This is a genomic window from Methylobacterium oryzae, from assembly GCF_036441375.1.
Lineage (GTDB): Bacteria > Pseudomonadota > Alphaproteobacteria > Rhizobiales > Beijerinckiaceae > Methylobacterium > Methylobacterium oryzae_A.
In genome coordinates, this window is record NZ_MLCA01000004.1 from 34,362 (window position 1) to 55,214 (window position 20,853).

18 protein-coding genes and 1 pseudogene are annotated in these 20,853 nt (G+C 73.1%); 13 read left to right on the forward strand and 6 right to left on the reverse strand.

Annotated features, from left to right (window positions below):
* Nucleotides 1-5 precede the first annotated feature (5 nt).
* From MOTC310_RS09940 to MOTC310_RS09955, 4 genes are all read right to left on the reverse strand, one after another.
* Nucleotides 6-1,532, reverse strand: coding sequence for a carbohydrate porin (locus tag MOTC310_RS09940; protein WP_331301647.1), 1,527 nt, complete (start codon nucleotides 1,530-1,532; stop codon nucleotides 6-8).
* Nucleotides 1,533-1,616: 84 nt separating this feature from the next.
* Nucleotides 1,617-2,543, reverse strand: a complete 927-nt coding sequence (locus MOTC310_RS09945; RefSeq protein ID WP_331301648.1) for a Gfo/Idh/MocA family protein — start codon at nucleotides 2,541-2,543, stop codon at nucleotides 1,617-1,619.
* Nucleotides 2,544-2,545: 2 nt separating this feature from the next.
* Nucleotides 2,546-3,526, reverse strand: coding sequence for an AraD1 family protein (araD1, locus tag MOTC310_RS09950; RefSeq protein WP_331301649.1), 981 nt, complete (start codon nucleotides 3,524-3,526; stop codon nucleotides 2,546-2,548).
* A gap of 72 nt (nucleotides 3,527-3,598) precedes the next feature.
* Nucleotides 3,599-4,132: a hypothetical protein gene (locus tag MOTC310_RS09955; protein ID WP_331301650.1), complete on the reverse strand. Its 534-nt coding sequence runs from the start codon at nucleotides 4,130-4,132 to the stop codon at nucleotides 3,599-3,601.
* A gap of 138 nt (nucleotides 4,133-4,270) precedes the next feature.
* Here MOTC310_RS09955 and MOTC310_RS09960 point away from each other — a divergent pair, with 138 nt between their 5' ends.
* Complete coding sequence (locus MOTC310_RS09960; protein WP_331301651.1) at nucleotides 4,271-5,020, forward strand: FadR/GntR family transcriptional regulator; 750 nt, start codon at nucleotides 4,271-4,273, stop codon at nucleotides 5,018-5,020.
* A gap of 39 nt (nucleotides 5,021-5,059) precedes the next feature.
* On the opposite strand, the gene MOTC310_RS09965 is transcribed toward MOTC310_RS09960, so the two are convergent.
* Both MOTC310_RS09965 and MOTC310_RS09970 read right to left on the reverse strand, forming a co-directional pair.
* Nucleotides 5,060-6,859 carry an IlvD/Edd family dehydratase gene (locus MOTC310_RS09965; protein ID WP_331301652.1) on the reverse strand — a complete coding sequence of 600 codons (1,800 nt, stop codon included), beginning with the start codon at nucleotides 6,857-6,859 and terminating at the stop codon, nucleotides 5,060-5,062.
* Nucleotides 6,856-8,019 carry an aldose epimerase family protein gene (locus MOTC310_RS09970; RefSeq protein ID WP_331301653.1) on the reverse strand — a complete coding sequence of 388 codons (1,164 nt, stop codon included), beginning with the start codon at nucleotides 8,017-8,019 and terminating at the stop codon, nucleotides 6,856-6,858. The genes MOTC310_RS09965 and MOTC310_RS09970 overlap by 4 nt, the downstream gene beginning before the upstream one ends.
* A gap of 161 nt (nucleotides 8,020-8,180) precedes the next feature.
* Between MOTC310_RS09970 and MOTC310_RS09975 the strand changes: the two genes are divergently transcribed.
* The 12 genes and pseudogenes from MOTC310_RS09975 to MOTC310_RS10030 all read left to right on the forward strand — a co-directional run.
* Nucleotides 8,181-9,506 (forward strand): sugar MFS transporter, encoded by a 1,326-nt coding sequence (locus MOTC310_RS09975; protein WP_331301654.1) that lies wholly within the window; start codon nucleotides 8,181-8,183, stop codon nucleotides 9,504-9,506.
* Between the two features lie 25 nt (nucleotides 9,507-9,531).
* Entirely contained in the window at nucleotides 9,532-10,395 is an 864-nt protein-coding gene (locus tag MOTC310_RS09980; protein WP_331301655.1) for an SMP-30/gluconolactonase/LRE family protein, read from the forward strand.
* A gap of 437 nt (nucleotides 10,396-10,832) precedes the next feature.
* The gene (locus MOTC310_RS09985) at nucleotides 10,833-11,945 is read left to right on the forward strand and encodes an NAD-dependent epimerase/dehydratase family protein (RefSeq protein ID WP_331291440.1); all 1,113 of its coding nucleotides are present in this window, start codon (nucleotides 10,833-10,835) and stop codon (nucleotides 11,943-11,945) included.
* The gene (locus MOTC310_RS09990; protein WP_331301656.1) at nucleotides 11,942-13,006 is read left to right on the forward strand and encodes an SDR family NAD(P)-dependent oxidoreductase; all 1,065 of its coding nucleotides are present in this window, start codon (nucleotides 11,942-11,944) and stop codon (nucleotides 13,004-13,006) included. The genes MOTC310_RS09985 and MOTC310_RS09990 overlap by 4 nt, the downstream gene beginning before the upstream one ends.
* Nucleotides 13,003-14,310 (forward strand): TIGR04295 family B12-binding domain-containing radical SAM protein, encoded by a 1,308-nt coding sequence (locus tag MOTC310_RS09995; RefSeq protein WP_331301657.1) that lies wholly within the window; start codon nucleotides 13,003-13,005, stop codon nucleotides 14,308-14,310. Before MOTC310_RS09990 ends, MOTC310_RS09995 begins: the two co-directional genes overlap by 4 nt.
* 29 nt (nucleotides 14,311-14,339) lie before the next feature.
* Nucleotides 14,340-14,774 (forward strand): annotated as a pseudogene (locus MOTC310_RS10000) (glycosyltransferase); the annotation flags it as partial.
* Nucleotides 14,775-15,095: 321 nt separating this feature from the next.
* On the forward strand, nucleotides 15,096-16,208 hold the full coding sequence (locus tag MOTC310_RS10005; protein ID WP_331301660.1) for a CgeB family protein: 1,113 nt from the start codon (nucleotides 15,096-15,098) through the stop codon (nucleotides 16,206-16,208).
* Entirely contained in the window at nucleotides 16,205-17,314 is a 1,110-nt protein-coding gene (locus tag MOTC310_RS10010) for a CgeB family protein (RefSeq protein WP_331291434.1), read from the forward strand. Before MOTC310_RS10005 ends, MOTC310_RS10010 begins: the two co-directional genes overlap by 4 nt.
* Nucleotides 17,311-18,450 (forward strand): CgeB family protein, encoded by a 1,140-nt coding sequence (locus tag MOTC310_RS10015; RefSeq protein ID WP_331301658.1) that lies wholly within the window; start codon nucleotides 17,311-17,313, stop codon nucleotides 18,448-18,450. The genes MOTC310_RS10010 and MOTC310_RS10015 overlap by 4 nt, the downstream gene beginning before the upstream one ends.
* A gap of 15 nt (nucleotides 18,451-18,465) precedes the next feature.
* The gene (locus MOTC310_RS10020) at nucleotides 18,466-19,473 is read left to right on the forward strand and encodes a UDP-glucuronic acid decarboxylase family protein (RefSeq protein WP_331291486.1); all 1,008 of its coding nucleotides are present in this window, start codon (nucleotides 18,466-18,468) and stop codon (nucleotides 19,471-19,473) included.
* 27 nt (nucleotides 19,474-19,500) lie between these two features.
* Entirely contained in the window at nucleotides 19,501-20,583 is a 1,083-nt protein-coding gene (locus MOTC310_RS10025) for an inositol-3-phosphate synthase (RefSeq protein WP_331301659.1), read from the forward strand.
* Between the two features lie 109 nt (nucleotides 20,584-20,692).
* On the forward strand, nucleotides 20,693-20,853 hold a 161-nt coding region (locus tag MOTC310_RS10030), incomplete at its 3' end, for a phosphoglycerate mutase family protein (protein WP_331301661.1).

The following is a 20,853-nucleotide window of genomic DNA, read 5'->3' on the forward strand; positions in this document are numbered from 1 at the left end:
GCGCGTCACTGGCTGCCCGGCCCCTTCGCGAGGCCCGCCAGGGTGAACAGGTCCACCGACAGTTTCGCGCCGATCACGAAGGCATCCGGGATCGGCTTCGGGCGGAACGGGAAGCGGGTCTGGTCCGGGTCGATCACGTATTGCAGGTTCGGCATCAGCCGCACCGCCGGGGTGAGCTGGATGCCGTAGCTCAGCTCCAGGATGGTCTGCAGGGACTCGACGTTCCGGGTGCCGAGCCCCAGCGACGCGCGCGCCGCCCGGATGTTGGCCGTGCCCAGCGGCGAGAGCTTCTCCATGGCGAAGACGAGGCCGAGGGTGTCGTAGGGCCGACCCGGGAAGGTGCCGGTCAGCACGGCGCCGCCCTCCAGGAAGTAATCCTGGGTCTGCCGGCCGCCGGTGCCGCCGATCACGACGCCGAACACAGACAGGCCCTGGACGCCGCTCGGGTCCGGCCGCCAGACCATCTGGTCGAAGCGCGCGTAGACCGCCGAGCGCCCGAACCGGGTCAGCGGATCGAGACCGCTGAAGACCTGGGCCCCGCCCCGCTGGTCGAGCACGGGATCCTTGTAGTCCGACCGGTCGAAGACGGCGCCGATGCTGTAGTTGCGCGGCAGCGGATCGTTGCCGAAATTGGTCGAGTAGCCGACCTCCACCGGCACCAGGAATCCGGTGGCGCCGCTGGTCGACCAGTCGATGCCGTTCCGGGTCGGCAGCTGGTCGCGCGGGTTCACCTCGTAGATGCCGGCGTGCAGGAATACCTTGTCGTTGACCCAGGCCTTGGCGTGGCCGCCCCAGGTGGCGATCGGCCAGTAGGTGAAGTTCGTCAGCTTGAAGATGGACTTGGGCGCGCCGCAGGTCGCGTTGTTCTGGAAGTTGCAGTAGAGCGGCGAAGCCAGGAAGTTGGGGTTGGCGAGCAGGCGGCCCACCTCGATGTCGAGCCGGTTGTCGAACAGCTTCTGCTCGTAGGACAGCAGCGTCAGATGGGCGGTCTGGCCGCCGCCGTAGATCTCCTGCACGCTGCCGTTGAAGCCGATGTCATCCTGGGCCAGGCTCCGGCCGTGGCGCTGGGTGACGATCGTGTGGACCGAGCCGCCGTCGATGCCGGCGAGGCGGGCGAGATCGGCGTCGAGGCCGAACGCGATCTGGCCCGCATAGGCCGATCCCTGCCGGATGCCGCCGGACGGGTTGGCGGCGAACTCGCCCGTGTAGTTCAGGATCATGCTGATCCCGTTGCCCAGATCGAGGGTGCCCGGCGGCAGGCTGGGCGGCGTCGCGCTGCTGCCCTGCACGTCGAGGCTGGCCGCGGCGCTGCTGGCGCCCGAGAAGCTCCGCGCCTCCCGGATGACCCGCCGCCGGGCGCGGTTCGCCCGATACGTCGCCTTCTGCGCCGGGCTCGCCTTCGGTCCCGGATTCACAAGGGGCGGTCCCCCGTCCGGAGCCGTCGCTTCGACCTGCGCGCCCGCCGGGCGCGCGCCTACCGTGACCGTCGCGGCGCAGAATGCGAGCGCGGCCCACCGCCAATGCTTTCCCATGTGTGCTCCCCCTTAACCGCGCGGCCTTGCCTGGCTCTGTCGCGTTCGTGTTCCGCAGGGGCCCGCCCGGGCAGTCCGGTTCGGTCAGTCCGTGAAGGCCTCCACCGTGCGGCGCTCGCCGCGCATGAAGGCGTCGGCGGCGTGGATCAGCGGATTCAGGTCGACGTCGCTGGCGCCGGAGCGGACCAGGGCGGCGAAGCGGTCGTAGAGGCCGCGGTACTCCGCCTCGGGCGGGAGCGGCTGGTCGCGGCCGGCGATCGACAGGGCGGCCCCGCCCCGCGACAGGACCAGGGGACCGTCGTCGGTCTCGACGCGGATATCCCAGGTCTGCGGCCCGGCCTGGCGCCAGTCGAACCGGGCGCGGATCGGAGTGCCGGCGGCATCCGCGAAGTGCAGGTCGGCGGCGATCGGCGCCTGCCGGTTCTCCGGCACCGACAGGGTCGCGCCGGTCAGGAAGAACGGCGGCAGGATGTGGGTGGCGATCGACAGGGCGTTGATCCCCGGATCGAACACGCCCATCCCGCCGGCATCCCAGATCCAGTCCTGGCCTGGGTGCCAGTGCCGGACATCCTCCAGCCACGCGATCTCCACCGACCGGATCCGCCGGCCCGACAGCCACCGGCGTGCGGGCTCCACCCCCGGCGCGCAGCGGGAGTGCCAGCTCGCGAACAGGCTCACGCCCCGGTCCCGCGCGGCCGCGGCGAGGAGCCCGACCTCGGCCAGCGTCGCCCCCGGGGGCTTCTCGAGAAAGACGTGGCGGCCCGCCGCGATCCCCGCCAGGGCCGCCGCGAACCGCGCCTGAGGCGGCTGGCACAGGGCGACGGCGTCGAGGTCGACGTGCGCCGCCAGCATCGCCTCCAGGGTGGCGTAGCTCGGCACCCCGTCGAGGCCGCCGTGCCGGCTCGCCACCGCCACGAGGCTGTAATCTGGCGAGGCGGCGATGACCGGCAGATGCTGGTCGCGGGCGATCTTGCCGATCCCCACCAGGCCGATGCGGATCGGCTCCGCCATGGTCAGAGCACCCGCACGGTCGCGTCGGCGGCCGGAGCCGCCGCCAGCGGGTTGCGCAGGGGCCGCGTGAACGGCGCGGCCTCGATCTCGAACACGTCGCCCGGCCGGGTCGCGACGCCGTCGCTGAACGACAGGGTCGCGGTCCCGAAGAAGTGGACGTGCACGTCGCCGGGGCGCCGGAACGGCGCGTACTTGAAGTGGTGCCGCTCCAGGTTGTCGATGCTGTGGGACATGTTGGCCTCCCCGGAGAGGAACGGCTTCTCCCAGAGCACGGCGCCGCCGCGCAGGATGCGGCTGGTCCCGCGCACGTCCGGCGGCAGGGCCCCGAGCCAGAGCTCCGGGCCGAGGGCGGCCGGGCGGAGCTTGGAATGCGCGAGCCACAGGTAATTGCCGCGCTCGGTCACGTGGTCGGAGAACTCGTTCGCCAGGGCGAAGCCGAGGCGCACCGGGGTCCCGTCGGCGTCGATCAGGTAGATCCCGGCGATCTCCGGCTCCTCGCCGCCGTCGCGGGCGAAGGCCGGCGAGACCAGCGGCTCGCCGGAGGCGACCAAGCAGGAGCCGTCGCCCTTGTAGAACCATTCGGGCTGCACGCCGTCTTCGCCCGGTGCCGGCTTGCCGCCCGCGACGCCCATCCGGAACATGCGCATCGAATCGGTCGGGGCCGGGTCGGCCGCCGCCGCGCGGTGCATCGCGTCGCGGCCCTCCGCGGAGCCGAGATGCGTGAGGCCGGTGCCGCTCAGCATCAGGTGGGCGGGATCAGCGTGGTCGATGGGCAGCAGCAGCCGGACCGCGTCGAGATCGACGGGCGCGCCGAGCCCCGCCCGCTCCGCCGTCCCGGCCAGGTCGTCCCCCGCCGCGAGCGCCTCGCGCGCCAGCGCCAGCACGCTGTCCGCGCCGAGTACCCGCCGCGCCCGGCCGGCGGCGAGCAGCGCGACGCCCCGCTCCCCGTCGGCGGCGCGGAATTGTAGGAGTGATTGTCCCATCTGTGTCCTCCCGGGGACGTCCGCTTCGGGGCGTCATGAACGCGCGGCCATCGAGGGTCGCGCGGCGGCCCGTCAGCGGCCAGGTTGCGGGGCGAGAACGCCGTCGATCCGGCGCGCGGGACGCAAGGGATTGGCCGGGCGCAGCGGCGGCAGGCGTGCGTCGGGCAGGTCCCGGTAGCGGGCCGGGTGGGGGAACCGCTCGGTCGCCGGTGTGCCGGCCGAGCTGCTGCGATCGTCCGAGGTCGCCGGGAGCGGGCCGCCATGCACCGGCGCCGGGGCGACCTTCATGCCGGTCGGCCAGCCGTTCGCCAGGATCCGGCCAGCCTCGTGGACCCGCAGCGGCACGGGCCCGGCGGCGGGATGCTCGTCCGCGCGGCCGAGATGCAGCGTCGCGGTGAACTGGCCGCCGAGTGGGTCGAGGCTTCGGGTGACCTCCGCCACGTCGGCGGCCGCGACCTCCGCAGGGCCCGCGGCCGAGATCGCCGGCTCCAGGGCCGCGCCGGCGGCGGGATCGACGGCCCGGAAGACCTCGGCCGCGGTCACCTCAGCAGCGCCGATCAGGGCGCTGCCGCGGACCGTGACGGACCCTGGCGGATGACTACTCATACAAATAAGCTAGAGCAGTTCGTCTCCGGCCGCAAGCGCGGCCGTGCCTCAGCTGCGGCGGGTGTTCCCCTTTCCGCTCCTACAACTTCAGGATACGATCGCGCCGTTCCTGCCCCGACCCGGTGGCCCGGACCGGAGGTGGACGCGGTGAGGCAGGAGCGCAGCCCGGAGAACATCACGCTGCCCCTGGCCTCGGGGTCGCGCCGCATCCACGGCTCGGTCGCCCGCGATCTGGGCGTGGCGATCCTCGGCGGCCGCTACGCCCCCGGGGACGTGCTGCCCGGCGAGATCGAATTCTCGGAGAAATTAAACGTCTCGCGCACAGCCTATCGCGAGGCGATCCGCATCCTGAGCGCCAAGGGGCTCGTCGAGAGCCGCCCGCGCACCGGCACCCGCGTCAGCCAGCGCAGCCGCTGGAACCTGCTCGATCCCGACATCCTCGCCTGGGCCTTCGAGTCGGAGCCGAGCGAGTCCTTCATCCGCGACCTGTTCGAGCTGCGCATGATCGTGGAGCCGGCCGCGGCCGCGCTCGCGGCCGAGCGGCGCTCGGGCCTCGACATCGCCCGGATGGGCCACGCCCTGGAGGAGATGGGCCGCCACGGCCTCGCCACCGAGGCCGGGCGGGCCGCCGATCAGGCCTTCCACAACACGATCCTGGAAGCGGCCCGCAACGGGGCGCTGATGGCCCTGTCGAGCTCCATCGCCGCCGCGGTCACGTGGACGACGATCTTCAAGCACCGCCGCCAGGCCCTGCCCCGGGACCCGATGCCGGATCACCGCGCCCTGTACGACGCGATCGTGGCGGGCGACCCGGCCGCCGCCCGCGCGACGATGACCGAGCTGGTCCGCCTCGCCCTCGCCGACACCGAGCTGGCGCTGCGGCCCTGACGGGGCCGGTGGCGGGGCGCCGCCGGCCCGCGTCCCGTGTCAGTGGTTGTCGCGCGGCACGCCCCGCGTCTGCGCGATGCGCTGGAACGCCTCGGCGCCCTCCAGGATGGCGCCGGTGTGCATCTGCCCCACCGCGGCGCGCTGCATCGCCTGCCAGGGCGTCTGCGAGGCCGGATAGGCGTAGCCGCCCGCCGCCTCCAGGGCGCTGCGGCGGCGGGCGATCTCGTCCGCGTCGACCAGCATGTCGGCGGTGCCGCGGCGCAGGTCGATCCGCACCCGGTCGCCGGTGCGCAGGAGCGCGAGGCCGCCGCCGGCCGCCGCCTCGGGCGAGGCGTTGAGGATCGACGGCGAGCCGGAGGTGCCGGATTGGCGCCCGTCGCCCAGGCAGGGCAGCGCGTGCACGCCGGCCCGGATCAGCTGCGCGGGCGGGCGCATGTTCACCACTTCGGCGGCCCCCGGATAGCCCACGGGCCCGGCCCCGCGCATGACCAGGAGGGTCTCCTCGGTGATGCCGAGGCTCGGGTCGTCGATCCGGGCGTGGTAATCCTCCGGCCCGTCGAACACCACTACCGGACCCTCGAAGGCGTCCGGATCCTCCGGGTTCGACAGGTAGCGGCCGCGAAACTCCTCGCCGATGACGCTGGTCTTCATCACCGCGGCCTCGAACAGGTTGCCGCGCAGGACCAGGAAGCCCGCGGCCTCCTTCAGGGGCCGGTCGATCGGCCGGATCACGTCCTCGTCCTCGATCGTCGCGCCGCGGCAATTCTCGCCGAGGGTGCGGCCGTTCACCGTCAGCGCGCCCTCGCGGATCAGGCCGCGGCGCATGAGCTGCGCCACGACCGCCGGGAGGCTCCCGGCGCGGTAGTAATCCTCGCCGAGATAGGCGCCCGCCGGCTGCAGGTTGACGAGGAGCGGCACGTCGAGCCCGTGGGTCTGCCAGTCGGCGATGTCCAGCTCGACCCCCATGTGGCGGGCGATCGCCGCGAGGTGGATCGGCGCGTTGGTCGAGCCGCCGATCGCGGAATTGACCGCGATGGCGTTGAGGAAGGCGTCGCGGGTCAGGATGTCGGAGGGCTTCAGGTCCTCGGCCACCATGGCGACGACGCGCTTGCCGGTCTGGTAGGCGGCCTCCTGCCGGTCGCGGTAGGGCGCCGGGATCGCGGCCGTGCCGGGCAGCATCATGCCCAGGGCCTCGGCGAGGGTGTTCATCGTGGTGGCGGTGCCCATCGTGTTGCAGAAGCCGGTCGAGGGCGCCGACGAGGTCACCAGCTTGATGAAGCCGTCGTGGTCGATCTCGCCGGCCGCCAGCATCTCGCGGGCCTTCCAGACGATCGTGCCGGAGCCCGTGCGCTGGCCCTTGAACCAGCCGTTGAGCATCGGCCCCACCGACAGGGCGATGGCCGGGATGTTCACGGTGGCGGCCGCCATCAGGCAGGCCGGGGTGGTCTTGTCGCAGCCCGTGGTCAGCACGACCCCGTCCAGCGGGTAGCCGTAGAGCAGCTCCACGAGGCCCAGATAGGCGAGGTTGCGGTCGAGGCCCGCGGTCGGCCGCTTGCCGGTCTCCTGGATCGGGTGGACGGGGAATTCCAGGACGATCCCGCCCGCCTCGCGGATGCCCTCGCGGATCCGCTCCGCGAGGACGAGGTGGTGGCGATTGCACGGGGACAGGTCCGAGCCGGTCTGGGCGATGCCGATGATCGGCTTGCCCGAGCGCAGCTCCTCCAGGCTGAGGCCGAAGTTCAGGTAGCGCTCCAGGTAGAGCGCCGTCATGTCGATATTGTCGGGGTTGTCGAACCAGGCGCGCGAGCGCAGGGGCCGTGCAATCGGTCGGTCGGTCATTTCTGGGTCCGGTGGGCGGGGCTGGTCGAGAAGCGGTAGGTGATCACGTTCCGGTAGGTCTTGCCCGGGTCGAGCCGGGCCGAGCCGAAGGCCGGCTGGTTCGGCGTGTCGGGGAAGAGTTCCGGCTCCAGGGCCAGGGCGTCCGACTGCCGGTAGGCGAGGCCGGATTTGCCCACCACGGTCGCGTTGAGGAAGTTGCCGGCATAGAACTGGATCCCGGGCTGGTTGCTCGCCACGTCGAGGACGCGGCCCGATTCCGGGTCCTCGACGCGCGCCACGGAGTGGGGCTCGGCCGTGGGCGCGTCGGCCAACACCCAGTTGTGGTCGTAGCCGCGCCCGCGCACGATCTGCACGTCCCGTCCGTCGCGGATCCGCGCGCCGATCACCGCGGGCTCGCGGAAGTCGAAGGGCGTGCCGGCCACCGGCAGGTGCTCGCCGGTCGGGATCAGGGTGGCGTCGACCGGCGTGAAGCGCTCCGCCGGGATGGTCAGGGTCTGGTCGAGGATCGAGCGGCCCGAGCCCTCGCCCGCGAGGTTGAAGAAGCTGTGGTTGGTCAGGTTGACGATGGTCGGCCTGTCGGTGGTGGCCTCGTAGGTGACCGTGAGCGTGTTCGTGTCGTCCAGCGTGTAGGTGGCGGTCGCCGTCAGCGTGCCGGGATAGCCCTCCTCGCCGTCCGGGCTGACGTAGCGCAGGGTGACCGACGGGGACGCGCCGCCCTTGACCGCAGTGATCGTCCAGAGCCGCTTGTCGAACCCGGCCGTGCCCCCGTGCAGGGCGTTCGGACCGTCGTTGGTGGCCAGCGCGTAGGTCTGCCCGTCGAGGGTGAAGCGCCCGGCGCGGATGCGGTTGGCGTAGCGCCCGACGCTCGCGCCGAAATAGCTGCCCTTGCTCAGGTAGGCGGAGAGGTCGTTGTAGCCGAGCACCACGTCGGCGGCCTTGCCGGACCGGTCCGGCACGTCGAGGGTCCGTAGGAGCGCCCCCCACGACAGGATCCGCGCCGTGATGCCCTTGCCGTTCCTCAGCGTCACCTCCTCGACCGTCCTTCCGTCCGGCAGCGTGCCGAACACCGTCCGGGTCAGCTCGGCCGCCAGGGCCGGTGCCGGGGTCAGGCCCGGTATGGCCGCGCAGGCGCACAGCGCCAGGGATCCCACTCCACGCATCGCGTTCTCCCCCCTCGTGACTCCGCCCGTCCCGCCGGTCCTGCGCTGGCCCGCGACGGCGCGCGCGGTTGACGTCCGCGAACCCGATATATACTCAGACAAATAAAATGGACAACATGGGACGCCGACATTGCGGCCCGGAAGACGGAGGACGGCGCCGGATGGCAGGACCGATCGCGACCGCCGGAACGGCGGCGCCCCGGACGGGGGCGGGGGCCGCGCGCGACCGGGGCGGCTACCGCCCGGCCCTGTCGCTGCTGGCGAGCCTGTTCTTCATGTGGGGCTTCATCACGGTCATCAACAACACGCTGCTGCCGCACCTGCGCAGCGTGTTCGACCTCGATTACACGCAGACCACGCTGATCGAGTCCGTCTGGTTCGTCGCCTACTTCGTCGCCTCGATCCCGGCGGCCAAGCTGATCGAGCGGGTCGGCTACCAGCGCGCCCTGGTGACGGGGCTGGGTATCATGGCGCTGGGCACGCTCGGGATGATCCTGGCCTCCCACCAGGTCTCGTACGCGATCACGCTCACGGCGCTGTTCGTGATCGCCAGCGGCATCACCCTGCTGCAGGTCGCCGCGAATCCCTACGTCGCGGTGGTCGGCCCGGCCGAGAGCGCCCCGGCGCGGCTCAACCTCGTGCAGGCGTTCAACTCCCTCGGGACGACCCTGGCGCCGCTGTTCGGCGGCTACCTGATCCTCGGCCGCTCCGCCTCGGGCAACGCCGCGGCCGGGGCCACCCTGACCCCGGCCGAGCGCCTGGCCGACGCGCAGTCGGTGCAGCTGCCTTACCTGATCGTGGCGGTGATCCTCGTCGTACTCGCCGTGGCCATCGCCCGCTTCCCGCTGCCCGCCATCGGCGGTGCCAGCGGCGCCACGGCCCGGGCCGCCGGGGCCGACCGCGCCGGCCTGTCGCTCTGGCGCCACCGCAACCTCGTGCTCGGCGTGCCGGCGATCTTCATCTACCTGATCGCCGAGATCGGGGTGTCGAACCTGTTCATCAACTTCGTCTCGCAGCCCGAGATCGGCGACCTGACCCACGCCCAGGCCTCGCGTTACCTGTTCCTGCTCTGGGGCGGCATGATGGTCGGCCGCTTTGTCGGCAGCTACCTGATGCAGCGGCGCCCGGCCGAGACCGTGCTGGCCGGCGCGGCGATCGGCGCTTGCGCGGTGATGCTGGTGGCGGCCTTCGCGACCGGCCACTTCGCGATGTGGGCGCTGATCGCGGTCGGCCTGTTCCACGCGATCATGTTCCCGACGATCTTCACCCTGGGGATCCGCGGCCTCGGCCCGCTCACCGAGGAGGGCGCCGGGCTGCTGATCATGGCGATCGCGGGCGGGTCGCTGGTGGTGGTGCAGGGCTGGGCGGCGGACCGGTTCGGGCTGCAGCACTCCTTCCTGATCACCGCCGCCTGCGAGCTCTACGTCCTGTTCTACGCGCTCTGGGGCTGCCGGACCGGTGCCGCAGCGCGGCCGGCCGGCGCCTGAGAATCGGCCAGATCGGAGGACCCCGATGGACCCGCGGATCCGCATCCTGGACCGGCCCCGGCGCGACCGGCTCGGCGAGGGCCCGGTCTGGGTCCCCGAGCGGGGCCTCTTGTTCTGGGTCGATATCGAGGCCCCGGCCCTGAACTGGCTCGACCTCGCCGACGGCGCGACCGGCGCGCGGCCGTTCCCGGAGCCGCTCGGCTGGATCATCCCCCGCGCCGGCCGGCGCGACTTCATCGTCGGGCTGAAGAGCGGCTTCGCGATCTACGACCTGGAGGCCGATCGCCTCGTCCCGATCGGCGACCCCGAGCCCGACGATCCGGACAATCGCCTGAACGACGCCAAGGTCGACGGCGCCGGCCGCATCTGGGCCGGGAGCATGCATCAGGCCGAGACCGCGGTGTCGGGCTCCCTGCACCGGCTCGACCCGGACCTGACGTGGCGGCGGATGGATACCAGCTACGGCGTCGCCAACGGGCCGACCTTCAGCCGCGCCGGCCGGATCCTCTATCACAGCGACAGCGCCGCCCGGACGGTCTACGCCTTCGATCTCGCGGCGGACGGGGCGCTGACCGGCAAGCGGCCCTTCCTGCGCTTCCCCGACGATTGGGGCTGGCCCGACGGCATGACCACGGATGACGAGGGCTGCCTGTGGATCGCCCATTGGGGCGGCGGCCGGCTCAGCCGCTTCGATCCCGCGGGGCGCCTGATGCGCGCGATCCCCCTGCCCGCCCCCAACATCACGAGCTGCGCCTTCGCGGGGCCCGGCCTCGACCGGCTCTTCGTCACCTCGGCGTCGCGGGGAGCCGAGCACGTGAAGGAGGCCGGCGCGCTGTTCGAACTCGACGTCGGCGTGACCGGCCCGCCGCCCCGCGCCTTCGGGGGCTGACGGACCCGGCGCCTAAGACAATAATCCCCTGCGGCGATCTTCCCCGTCGCCCGGCCGGCCCGGTTCACCCGCGACCGGAGAGCGGGATGCCGGGGCCCGCGCGTGGCAACGGATCCCGCGGATCCCGCGACGGGACCGCGGCGCCATGTGGCCGCACGGTGCCGGTGATCCTCGGCCAGTACAGCCGGCGCGGGTTTGCTGGAGGAATAGGGCGCTGATCGGCGCCCCCGGGGCCGCGCATACTGGCAACCGGCGCGGATCGACTGCTGCCCGATGATCCGTTGTTGTCGATAAGTAAGCGGCCGTATTTTCTCGTCTTCGCCGTTATAGCCCCGCTTTCCGGCACACAAATCCGGCTCTTAACCTGAGTTATTTCATCGGGACGGGATTCCCGATCTACATAGCTTTAAGTCCTTGCAGGGGAGTTTCCACGCCTCGTGCCGGAATCCGTGCTCATTACCGGTGGCGCCGGCTTCATCGGTCGCCATCTCTCCGCCGAATTGCTGCGCCGCGGCTACCGCGTGCGGGTGCTCGACAGCCTGATCGAGCAGGTCCACGGCGGCAAGAGCGGCGCCGAGGCGCTGCCGTCGGAGGTCGAGTTCCAGGCGGGCGACGTCCGCGACGGTGCGGCGGTGGCGCGCGCCCTGTCGGGCATCGACCGGGTCGTGCACCTCGCCGCCGAGGTCGGCGTCGGCCAGAGCATGTACGCGGTCGAGCGCTACGTCTCGGTCAACGATTGCGGCACGGCGGTGCTGTTCCAGCAGCTCATCGACGCGCCGGTGAAGCGCGTGGTGGTGGCCTCCTCCATGAGCATCTACGGCGAGGGGCTCTACCGCACCTCCGACGGGTCGACCGCCGAGGAGGTGGTGCGCCGCCCGCGCCGGCCCGGGGAGCCCTGGGACCCGCTCGACGGGCACGGGCAGCCCATGCGGCCGATCCCGACCCCGGAAACGAAGCGCCCGGCCCTGGCCTCCGTCTACGCCCTGACCAAGTACATGCAGGAGCGCCTGACGCTGACGCTCGCCCCCGCCTACGGGATGGAGGGCGTCGCGCTCCGCCTGTGGAACGCCTACGGGCCGGGCCAGGCCCTCTCGAATCCCTATACCGGCGTGCTGGCGATCTTCGCGGCGCGCCTCCACAACGGCCAGCCGCCGATGATCTTCGAGGACGGCGCGCAGCGGCGCGACTTCGTCCACGTGGAGGATGTCGCCCAGGCCTTCGCGCTGGCCCTGGAGCACCCGGCCGCCGCCGGGCAGGTCTACAATGTCGGCAGCGGTGAGGACCGCACGGTCAGCGAGGTCGCCCGGCTGCTCGCCCACGCCATGGGGCGCGACGGGATCGAGCCGGAGGTGACCGGCCAGGCGCGGCTCGGCGACATCCGCCACTGCATCGCCGATATCGGCAAGATCCGGCGGGAGCTCGGCTACGCGCCGCGCCGCGACTTCGCCGAGGGACTCGCCGAGCTCGCCGCCTGGGTGGCCGAGCAGCAGGCCATCGACCGCGTCGCCGAGGCGCGGCGCGAGCTCGAAGCGCGCGGTCTCGTCGCGTGAGCGGCCGGCCGATCCTCGTCACCGGCGGCGCCGGGTTCATCGGTGCCAACCTGTCCGACAGTCTCGCGGCCGACGGCCACGCGGTGATCGTCTACGACATCCTCTCGCGCCCCGGCGTCGAGGCCAATCTCGCGTGGCTGCGGCAGCGCCACGGCGCCCGGATCGTCCCGATCGTCGCCGACATCCGCGACATCCAGGAGCTCGGCCGCGCGGTGGCGGAGGCCGGCGCGGTGTTCCACTTCGCCGCCCAGGTGGCGGTGACGACGAGCCTCGTCGCCCCGCGGACCGACATGGAGATCAACCTCCTCGGCACCGTGAACCTGCTGGAGGCCCTGCGGGCGCAGGCGCGGCCGGTGCCCCTGCTCTACGCCTCGACCAACAAGGTCTACGGCGACCTGCCCGACATCGCCCTGGAGGCGGTCGGCGACGCCTATCTGCCGGCCGATCCGGAGCTGCGCCGGCGCGGCATCGGCGAGACCCGGCCCCTCGACTTCCACACGCCCTACGGCTGCTCCAAGGGGGCGGCGGACCAGTACGTCCTCGACTACGCCCGCAGCTTCGGCATCCCGGCGGCGGTGATGCGGATGAGCTGCATCTACGGCCCGCGCCAGATGGGCAACGAGGACCAGGGCTGGGTCGCCCACTTCCTGATCCGGGCGCTCGCCGGCGAGCCGGTCACGCTCTACGGCGACGGCCGACAGGTGCGCGACATCCTGCACGTGCGCGACGTGGTGGCGGTCTACCGGGCGGCGCTCGCCCGCATCGACGACGCGGCGGGCCGCGCCTTCAACATCGGCGGCGGCCCCGGGAACGCCGTGAGCCTGCTGCAGCTCCTCGACCATGTCGGCACCCTGCTGGGGCGCCCCGTCTCGCGCAGCTTCCAGGCCTGGCGCCCGGGCGATCAGCGCTACTACGTCTCGGACACGTGCCGGGCCGTCGCGCGGCTCGGCCTCGCCCCCTTCACGGGCTGGCGCGACGGTGTCGCCGACCTCGCCGGCTGGCTCGCCGCCGCGCGCGCACCGTCGGACGGCGCGGCACCGATCGCGGGAGCCGCCGCATGAGAGTCGCCCTGGTCAACCCGCCCTGGGACTACCGCAACAGCATCTATTTCGGCTGCCGCGAGCCGCACCTGCCGCTCGAACTCGGCTACTCCGCCGCGCTGCTGGCGGCGTCCGGCCACGAGACGCTGCTCGTGGACGCGCATCTCGAGGGGCTGAGCGCCGAGACCGCCGCCGACCGCGTCGCGGCCTTCGCCCCCGCCATGACGGTGGTGGCGACCGCCCCCACCTACCTGTTCTGGCGCTGCGCCCCCCCGGAGCTGCGGGTGCCGCGCGCCTTCCTCGACACCCTGGCGGGCCGGGGCGGGACGACCGTGGCGGTCGGCCCCCACGGCTCGGCCACCCCGCGGCCGGCGCTCGACAAGCTCGGCTGCGACATCGTCGTGCGCGGCGAGTGCGAGGAGGTCGTCGCCCGGCTCGCCGGTCTCGGCGACCTGCGACCCGAGAGCCTGCGGGCCGTGCCCGCCCTCGCCTACCGCGACGGCGAGGCCATTGAGGTCACCGGCGCGCCCCATGCCGGCCGCTTCACCGACCTGCCGGCCCTGCGCTGGCCGGATCACTGGATCGCCCGTCACCGGCACCATCACCACCGGTTCGACGCCGCGCCGGACGGCCCGGGCGCGGAGGTCGAGGCCTCCCGCGGCTGCCCTTACACCTGCTCGTTCTGCGCCAAGATCGACTTCCGCGACGCCTACCGGCGCCGGGATCTCGGGATCGTCCTCGACGAGATCGACGGGCTGATCGCGCAGGGCGTCACCTACGTCTACTTCGTCGACGAGATCTTCCTGCCGCAGAAGCCGCTTCTGGAGGCGCTGGTCACGCGGGACATCCGCTTCGGGATCCAGACCCGGATCGACCTGTGGAAGCCCGACATGCTCGACCTCCTCGGGGCCGCGGGCTGCGTCTCCATCGAGGCCGGGATCGAGAGCCTGACGGAGGAAGGGCGCGCCGCCCTCGACAAGCGCTGCCGCGCCTCGACCGACGATCTCGCCGAGCGCCTGATCCACGCCCGCCGCACGGTGCCGTTCGTGCAGGCGAACCTCATCGCCGTGGCGGGCGACGATCCCGACCTCGTGGCCACGTGGCGCGACCGCCTGCGCGGCCAGGGCGTCTGGGCGAACGATCCCGTCCCGCTCTACCCGTATCCGAGCTCCCCCGATTACCGACGCCTCTGGGGCGAGCCGGACGACCGCGCCTGGGAGCGGGCGCACGCGCACTATCTCGGCCAGTTCACGCAGTTCAGCGAGATCCAGGACGAGCGTCCCCTGCCGCTGTCCGAGCTGGAGGCCGCATGCGGGTGCTGCTGAGCCCCTCCCGGACCGCGCCGCACGTCCTGATGAGCGCGGACGCGGTGGGTGGCGTCTGGCAGTACAGCCTCGATCTCGCGGCCGGCCTAGTCCGGCGGGGCTTGGCCGTGACCATCGCGGTGCTGGGTCCGGCGCCGTCCGAGGCGCGGATCGCGGCGGCTCAAGGGGTCACGGGCGCGCGCATCCGCGCCACCGGACTGCCCCTGGACTGGACCGCCGAGACGCCCGACGCCGTGCTGGGCGCCGCGCGGGCGCTCGCCGAGCTCGCCCGGACCCTGCGCGCCGATCTCGTCCACCTGCACAGCCCCGCCATGGCGCTCGCGGATTTCCCCGTGCCGGTGGCGGCCGTGTGCCATTCCTGCGTTGCGACGTGGTGGGACGCGGTCGAGACCGGGCCGCTCCCGGCCGACCTCGCGTGGCGCCACGACCTCACCGGCCGGGGCTGCCGCGCCGCCGACGCCCTCCTCGCCCCCACCCGGGCGCACGCGCTGGCGGGCGTCCCGCGTGGCGGTGCGCAGGGCCGCCTCGACCGCCTTGCGCTCGGTGATGTCGAGGTGGAGGCCGACCATGCGCTGCGGCTGGCCGTCGGCGCTGGAGAGCGTCCGGCCGCGCGCGTAGAGCCAGCGCCGGCCGACCCGGAACTCGGCCGCGTAGGGGGTGCCGGACTCGACCGCCCGCCGGATCTCGGTCCAGACATCGGCGACGTCGTCGGGATCGATCAGCGTGCTCGGGGTGCTGCGCGGCCTCCTCGACACGGCCCCGGCCCGGCTCGGCGGAGCCGCCGCATGAGGATCGCCTACTTCACCCACTCCCTGGCTTCGTGCTGGAACCACGGCAACGCGCATTTCCTGCGCGGCGTCCTGCGCGAACTGATGGCGCGCGGCCACAGCGTCCGGGCCTACGAGCCGGAGGGCGCCTGGAGCCTCGCGAACCTGCTGCGCGACCACGGCGCGGCCGGTCTCGACGCCTACCGGACCGCCTATCCGGAACTGGCCTCCGACCGCTACGCCGCCATCGACGCGGTGGTCGAGCGCGTGTCCGACAGCGACCTCGTGCTGGTCCACGAGTGGAGCGAGCCGGCCCTGGTGGCGGCCCTGGGTGCCGCCCGGCGCCGCGGCGCGCGCTACACGCTCCTGTTCCACGACACCCATCACCGGGCGGTGAGCGCCCCGGCGGAGATGGAGCGCTTCGACCTGTCCGGCTACGACGGCGTGCTCGCCTTCGGCGAGACCCTGGCCGCCGTCTACCGGGCGAGGGGCTGGGGACGCCGCGCCTTCGTCTGGCACGAGGCCGCCGACACGCGGCAGTTCCACCCGCCCGCCGAGGAGGGCACGCGCACCGGGCTGATCTGGATCGGCAACTGGGGCGACGACGAGCGCAGCGCGGAGCTCGAGACCTACCTGTTCCGCCCGGCCGCGCAGGTCGGCCTGCCCCTCGACATCTACGGCGTGCGCTATCCCGAGGCGGGGCTCGCGACGCTCCGGCGCTACGGTGCCCGCTATCACGGCTGGGCGGCGAACGCCGCGGCGCCGGACCTGTTCGCCCGCCATCTGGCGACGGTGCACGTGCCCCGGCGCTTCTATGTCGAGCGCCTGCCCGGCATCCCGACGATCCGGGTGTTCGAGGCGCTCGCCTGCGGCATCCCTCTGGTCTGCGCGCCCTGGGACGACGCGGAAGGGCTGTTCCGGCCGGGCCGGGACTACCTCGTGGCCCGCAATGGCGCCGAGATGGAGAGCCACCTGCGCGCCCTGCAATCGGATGCCGGCCTGCGGACCGCGCTCGCCGCCTCCGGCCTCGCCACGATCCGGGCGCGCCACACCTGCGCGCACCGGGCCGAGGAACTTCTGTCCGTCGCCGCGAGCCTGCGGGCGCCCGCCACCCTGGAGGCCACCGCGTGAAGATCGCCTTCTACGGCTCCTCCCTTCTGTCGTCCTACTGGAACGGCGCCGCGACCTACTACCGGGGGATGCTCGCCGCCCTGGCCCGGCACGGCCACACGATCACGTTCTACGAGCCCGATGCTTTCGACCGGCAGCAGCACCGGGACATCGAGCCCCCGCCCTACGCAGCGGTCAAGGTCTACCCGGCGACCGTCGAGGCGGCGCGCGCGGTCATCGCCGAGGCGGCGCAGGCCGACGTGGTGGTGAAGGCGAGCGGCGTCGGCGTGTTCGACGACGAGCTCCTCCACGGCGTCATCGCGGCGTCCCGCCCCGAGGCGGTGCGGATCTTCTGGGACGTGGACGCCCCGGCGACGCTCGCCGAGATGCGCGCCGACCCCGATCACGCCCTGCGCCGCGCCCTGCCCGACCTCGACCTCGTGCTGACCTACGGGGGCGGCCCGCCGGTGGTCGCGGCCTACGAGGGCTTCGGGGCCCGGGCCTGCATCCCGATCTACAACGCGCTCGACCCGGAGACCCATTTCCCGGTGCCGCCGGAGCCGCGCTTCGCGGCCGACCTCGCCTTCCTGGGCAACCGCCTGCCGGATCGCGAGGCGCGGGTCGAGAAGTTCTTCCTCGCGGCCGCGGCCCGCCTGCCGGAGCGGAGCTTCCTGATCGGCGGCAACGGCTGGGAGAGCCGCGGCCTGCCGCTCAATGTCCGGCATCTCGGCCACGTCTACACGCGCGAGCACAACGCCTTCAACACGACGCCGCTCGCCGTCCTGAACATCGCCCGCGACAGCATGGCGGCGGTGGGCTTCTCCCCGGCCACCCGGGTGTTCGAGGCGGCCGGCGCCGGCGCCTGCCTGATCACCGACGCCTGGGAGGGCCTCGGCCTGTTCCTCGACGAAGGGAGCGAGGTGCTGGTCGCCCGGGACGGCCGCGACGTCGCCGACCACGTCGCGGCCCTCACGCCGGAGCGGGCCCGCGCCGTCGGCGAGGCCGCCCGCCGCCGGATCGTGGCCGAGCACACCTACGCGCGGCGGGCCGTGGAGGTCGACGCGATCCTGCGGGCGGAGGCAGCCCGGAAGGTGGAAGCCGGCGGCGTCCAGCGGAGCGTCGCGTGAGCGCGGCCCCGATGCGCCTCGTCGTCCTGGGGCTCAGCCTGTCCTCGTCCTGGGGGAACGGTCACGCGACCACCTACCGGGCGCTGCTCAAGGCCTTCGCGGGCCGCGGCCACGACGTTCTGTTCCTGGAGCGCGACGTGCCCTGGTACGCCCAGCACCGCGACCTGCCCGATCCCGATTTCTGCGACCTTGCCCTCTACGCCGACCTCGACGGGCTCGAACAGCACCGCGCCGCCATCGCGGCGGCCGATGCCGTGATCGTCGGCTCCTACGTGCCCGACGGCATCGCGGCCGGCGCCCGGGTGCTCGAATGGGCGCGGGGGGCGCGCGCCTTCTACGACATCGACACGCCGGTGACCCTGGCGGCCCTGGAGGCCGGCACCTGCGCCTACCTCGCGGCCGGGCAGATCCGCGATTACGACCTCTACCTGTCCTTCACGGGCGGCCCGACCCTGCGGCGCCTGGAGCGGGCCTACGGCGCGCCCGCCGCCAGGGCCCTCTACTGCTCGGTCGATCCGGAGGCCTACCCGGCCCTCGACCGTCCGGCGCGCTACGATCTCAGCTATCTCGGGACCTACAGCCCGGACCGTCAGCCCACGCTGGAGCGCCTGCTGATCGAGCCGGCCCGCCGTGCCCCGGAGCTGCGCTTCGCGGTCGCCGGACCGCAATACCCGGGCGGCATCGACTGGCCCGCCAACGTGGAGCGGATCGAGCACCTGCCGCCCGACCGGCACCCGGATTTCTACGCTTCGAGCCGCTACACCCTGAACGTCACCCGCGCCGACATGGTCCGGGCCGGCTGGAGCCCGAGCGTGCGCCTGTTCGAGGCGGGCGCCTGCGGCACGCCGGTGATCTCCGACACCTGGGACGGGCTCGACACGCTGCTCGTGCCGGAGGGCGAGATCCTGCTCCCCGACGGCCCGGACGCCGTTCTCGCCATCCTGCGCGGGCGCTCCGAGGCGGCGCGGCGGAGCCTCGGCGCGGCCGCCCGCGCGGCGATCCTCGCGCGGCACACCGCCGCCGCCCGCGCCGAAGAGCTCGAACGTTTCCTCGGCGACGCGCGCGCGCGGCCCGAACCCGCGGGTTCCGAATCCGCGCGTTCCGGCGCGCCCGATCTCGCGATCATCGGTCACTAGGCACTCGGGAGAATGATGGTGGGAACCAGGAGCGGCATCCGAGTCCTCGTCGCCGGCGGCGCCGGGTTCATCGGCTCGCATCTGATCGACGCGCTCCTCGCCGACGGGGCGCGCGTCACCTGTGTCGACAGCCTGCTGACCGGGCGGCGGGCGAATCTCGCGCATCTCGCCAACGATGCGCGCTTCGACTTCGTCGAGGCGGACGTGACCGAGCCGCTGCCGGCGCTGCCGCGGGTCGACTGGGTGTTCAATCTCGCCTGCGCGGCCTCGCCGCCGCATTACCAGGCCGACCCGGTCCACACGATGATGACCAGCGTGCTGGGCACCGGCCGGCTCCTGGAATTCGCCCGGGACGGGGGCGCGCGCTTCCTCCAGGCCTCCACCAGCGAGGTCTACGGCGATCCGGAGCGGCACCCGCAGCAGGAATCCTACTGGGGCAACGTCAACCCGACCGGGCCGCGGGCCTGCTACGACGAGGGCAAGCGCTCCGCCGAGACCCTGACCTTCGATTTCGAGCGCCAGCACGGCCTCGACATCCGGGTGGCGCGGATCTTCAACACCTACGGGCCGCGGATGCGCGCCGACGACGGCCGGGTCGTCTCCAACGTGATCTGCCAGGCGCTCGCGGGCGACGACATCACCGTCTACGGCAACGGCGAGCAGACCCGCTCCTTCTGCTACGTCAGCGACCTGGTGGACGGGCTCCTCCGGCTGATGGCGGCGGAGACGCCCCTCGACGGGCCGGTCAACCTCGGCAACCCGCGCGAGCTGACGGTCGGCGCGCTGGTCGACCTCGTGGTGCGGATGACCGAGACCCCGTCCCGGATCGTGCGCCGGCCGCTGCCGGTGGACGATCCCCAGCGCCGCCGTCCGGACATCACCCGCGCCGAGACCCTGCTCGGCTGGTCGCCCCGGGTGCCCCTGGAGGAGGGCCTGGAGGCGACCATCGCGTGGTTCTCCCGCGAGATCGCCCCGCGCCGGGCGCGGCCCGCGATCGAGGAGCGCGCCGTTGTCGCCGGCTGAGCCACGCCCCGGGCGGTCGAGGCGCTGATGGACGCCGCCCCCATCCGCGTCGGCCTCGTCGGGATCGGCAACTGCGCCTCGTCCTTCGTGCAGGGGCTGCACCATTACCGCGACGCGGCGCCCGGCGAGGCCGTGCCCGGCCTGATGTCGCCGGACCTCGGCGGCTACCGGGTGCGCGACATCGCGGTCGTCGCGGCCTTCGACGTCGCCGCCGCCAAGGTCGGCCGCGACCTCGCCGCGGCGATCCTGGCCGAGCCCAACAACACGCAGGTCTTCGCCGCGGTGCCGGCGACCGGCGTCACGGTGCGGCGCGGGCCGACGCTGGACGGGATCGGCCGCTACCTCGAGGGCGTGGTCGCGGAATCGCCGGAGCCGGTGGCCGACGTGGTCGCGGAGCTGCGGCGCACCGGCACGCAGGTGCTCGTCTCCTACCTGCCGGTGGGCTCGCAGGCGGCCACGGAGTTCTACGCGGACTGCGCCCTGCAGGCCGGCTGCGCCTTCGTGAACTGCATCCCGGTCTTCATCGCGTCGAACCCGGAATGGGCGGAGCGCTTCGCTGCCCGGGGGCTGCCGATCGTCGGGGACGACATCAAGAGCCAGGTCGGGGCCACCATCGTGCACCGGGTGCTGGCCAATCTCCTGCGCGAGCGCGGCGTGCGGCTCGACCGGACCTACCAGCTCAATTTCGGCGGCAACGCCGACTTCCTGAACATGCTGGAGCGCGAGCGGCTGGAATCGAAGAAGCTCTCGAAGACCCGGGCGGTGACGAGCCAGCTCGACAGGGCCCTGGCGCCGGGCGACATCCATGTCGGCCCGAGCGACCACGTTCCGTGGCTGACCGACCGGAAATGGGCGCATATCCGGCTGGAGGGCACGGCCTTCGGCGGCGTGCCGCTCAACATCGAGCTGAAGCTCGAAGTGTGGGATTCGCCGAACTCCGCCGGCATCGTGATCGACGCGGTGCGCTGCGCCCGCCTCGCCCTCGACCGGGGCCTCGGCGGGGCGCTCGAGGGTCCGTCGAGCTACTTCATGAAGTCGCCGCCCCGGCAGTTCACCGACGCGGAGGCGCGGGAGCGGACCCTGCGCTTCGCGGCGGGCGAGGGCGTGTGATGGGGAGCGGTCCGGACCTGACACGCGCCGCTCCCGTCCCCGCAGTCGCTGGAGGGAGAGGCGCGCGAGCGGGGCGCGAGTTCGGCGCCGCGCCGGGCCGGAGTCCCGGATGAGGCAGGTCTTCCTCGTCCGCCACGGCAGCCACGACCGGCTCGGGCGGATCCTGTGCGGGCGCATGCCGGGCGTGTCCCTGAGCGAGACCGGCCGCGCCGAGGCCCGGGCCCTCGCCCGCGGCCTCGCCCGCCGCCTCGCCGGACGCGGCGACGGCAC

Coding starts and splice junctions, on each gene's coding strand:
- MOTC310_RS09940 (WP_331301647.1), bottom strand. CDS start 1,532: ATGGGAAAGCATTGGCGGTGGGCCGCGCTCGCATTCTGCGCCGCGACG.
- MOTC310_RS09945 (WP_331301648.1), bottom strand. CDS start 2,543: ATGGCGGAGCCGATCCGCATCGGCCTGGTGGGGATCGGCAAGATCGCC.
- araD1 (WP_331301649.1), bottom strand. CDS start 3,526: ATGGGACAATCACTCCTACAATTCCGCGCCGCCGACGGGGAGCGGGGC.
- MOTC310_RS09955 (WP_331301650.1), bottom strand. CDS start 4,132: ATGAGTAGTCATCCGCCAGGGTCCGTCACGGTCCGCGGCAGCGCCCTG.
- MOTC310_RS09965 (WP_331301652.1), bottom strand. CDS start 6,859: ATGACCGACCGACCGATTGCACGGCCCCTGCGCTCGCGCGCCTGGTTC.
- MOTC310_RS09970 (WP_331301653.1), bottom strand. CDS start 8,019: ATGCGTGGAGTGGGATCCCTGGCGCTGTGCGCCTGCGCGGCCATACCG.
- MOTC310_RS09975 (WP_331301654.1), top strand. CDS start 8,181: ATGGCAGGACCGATCGCGACCGCCGGAACGGCGGCGCCCCGGACGGGG.
- MOTC310_RS09980 (WP_331301655.1), top strand. CDS start 9,532: ATGGACCCGCGGATCCGCATCCTGGACCGGCCCCGGCGCGACCGGCTC.
- MOTC310_RS09995 (WP_331301657.1), top strand. CDS start 13,003: ATGAGAGTCGCCCTGGTCAACCCGCCCTGGGACTACCGCAACAGCATC.
- MOTC310_RS10005 (WP_331301660.1), top strand. CDS start 15,096: ATGAGGATCGCCTACTTCACCCACTCCCTGGCTTCGTGCTGGAACCAC.
- MOTC310_RS10020 (WP_331291486.1), top strand. CDS start 18,466: ATGGTGGGAACCAGGAGCGGCATCCGAGTCCTCGTCGCCGGCGGCGCC.
- MOTC310_RS10025 (WP_331301659.1), top strand. CDS start 19,501: ATGGACGCCGCCCCCATCCGCGTCGGCCTCGTCGGGATCGGCAACTGC.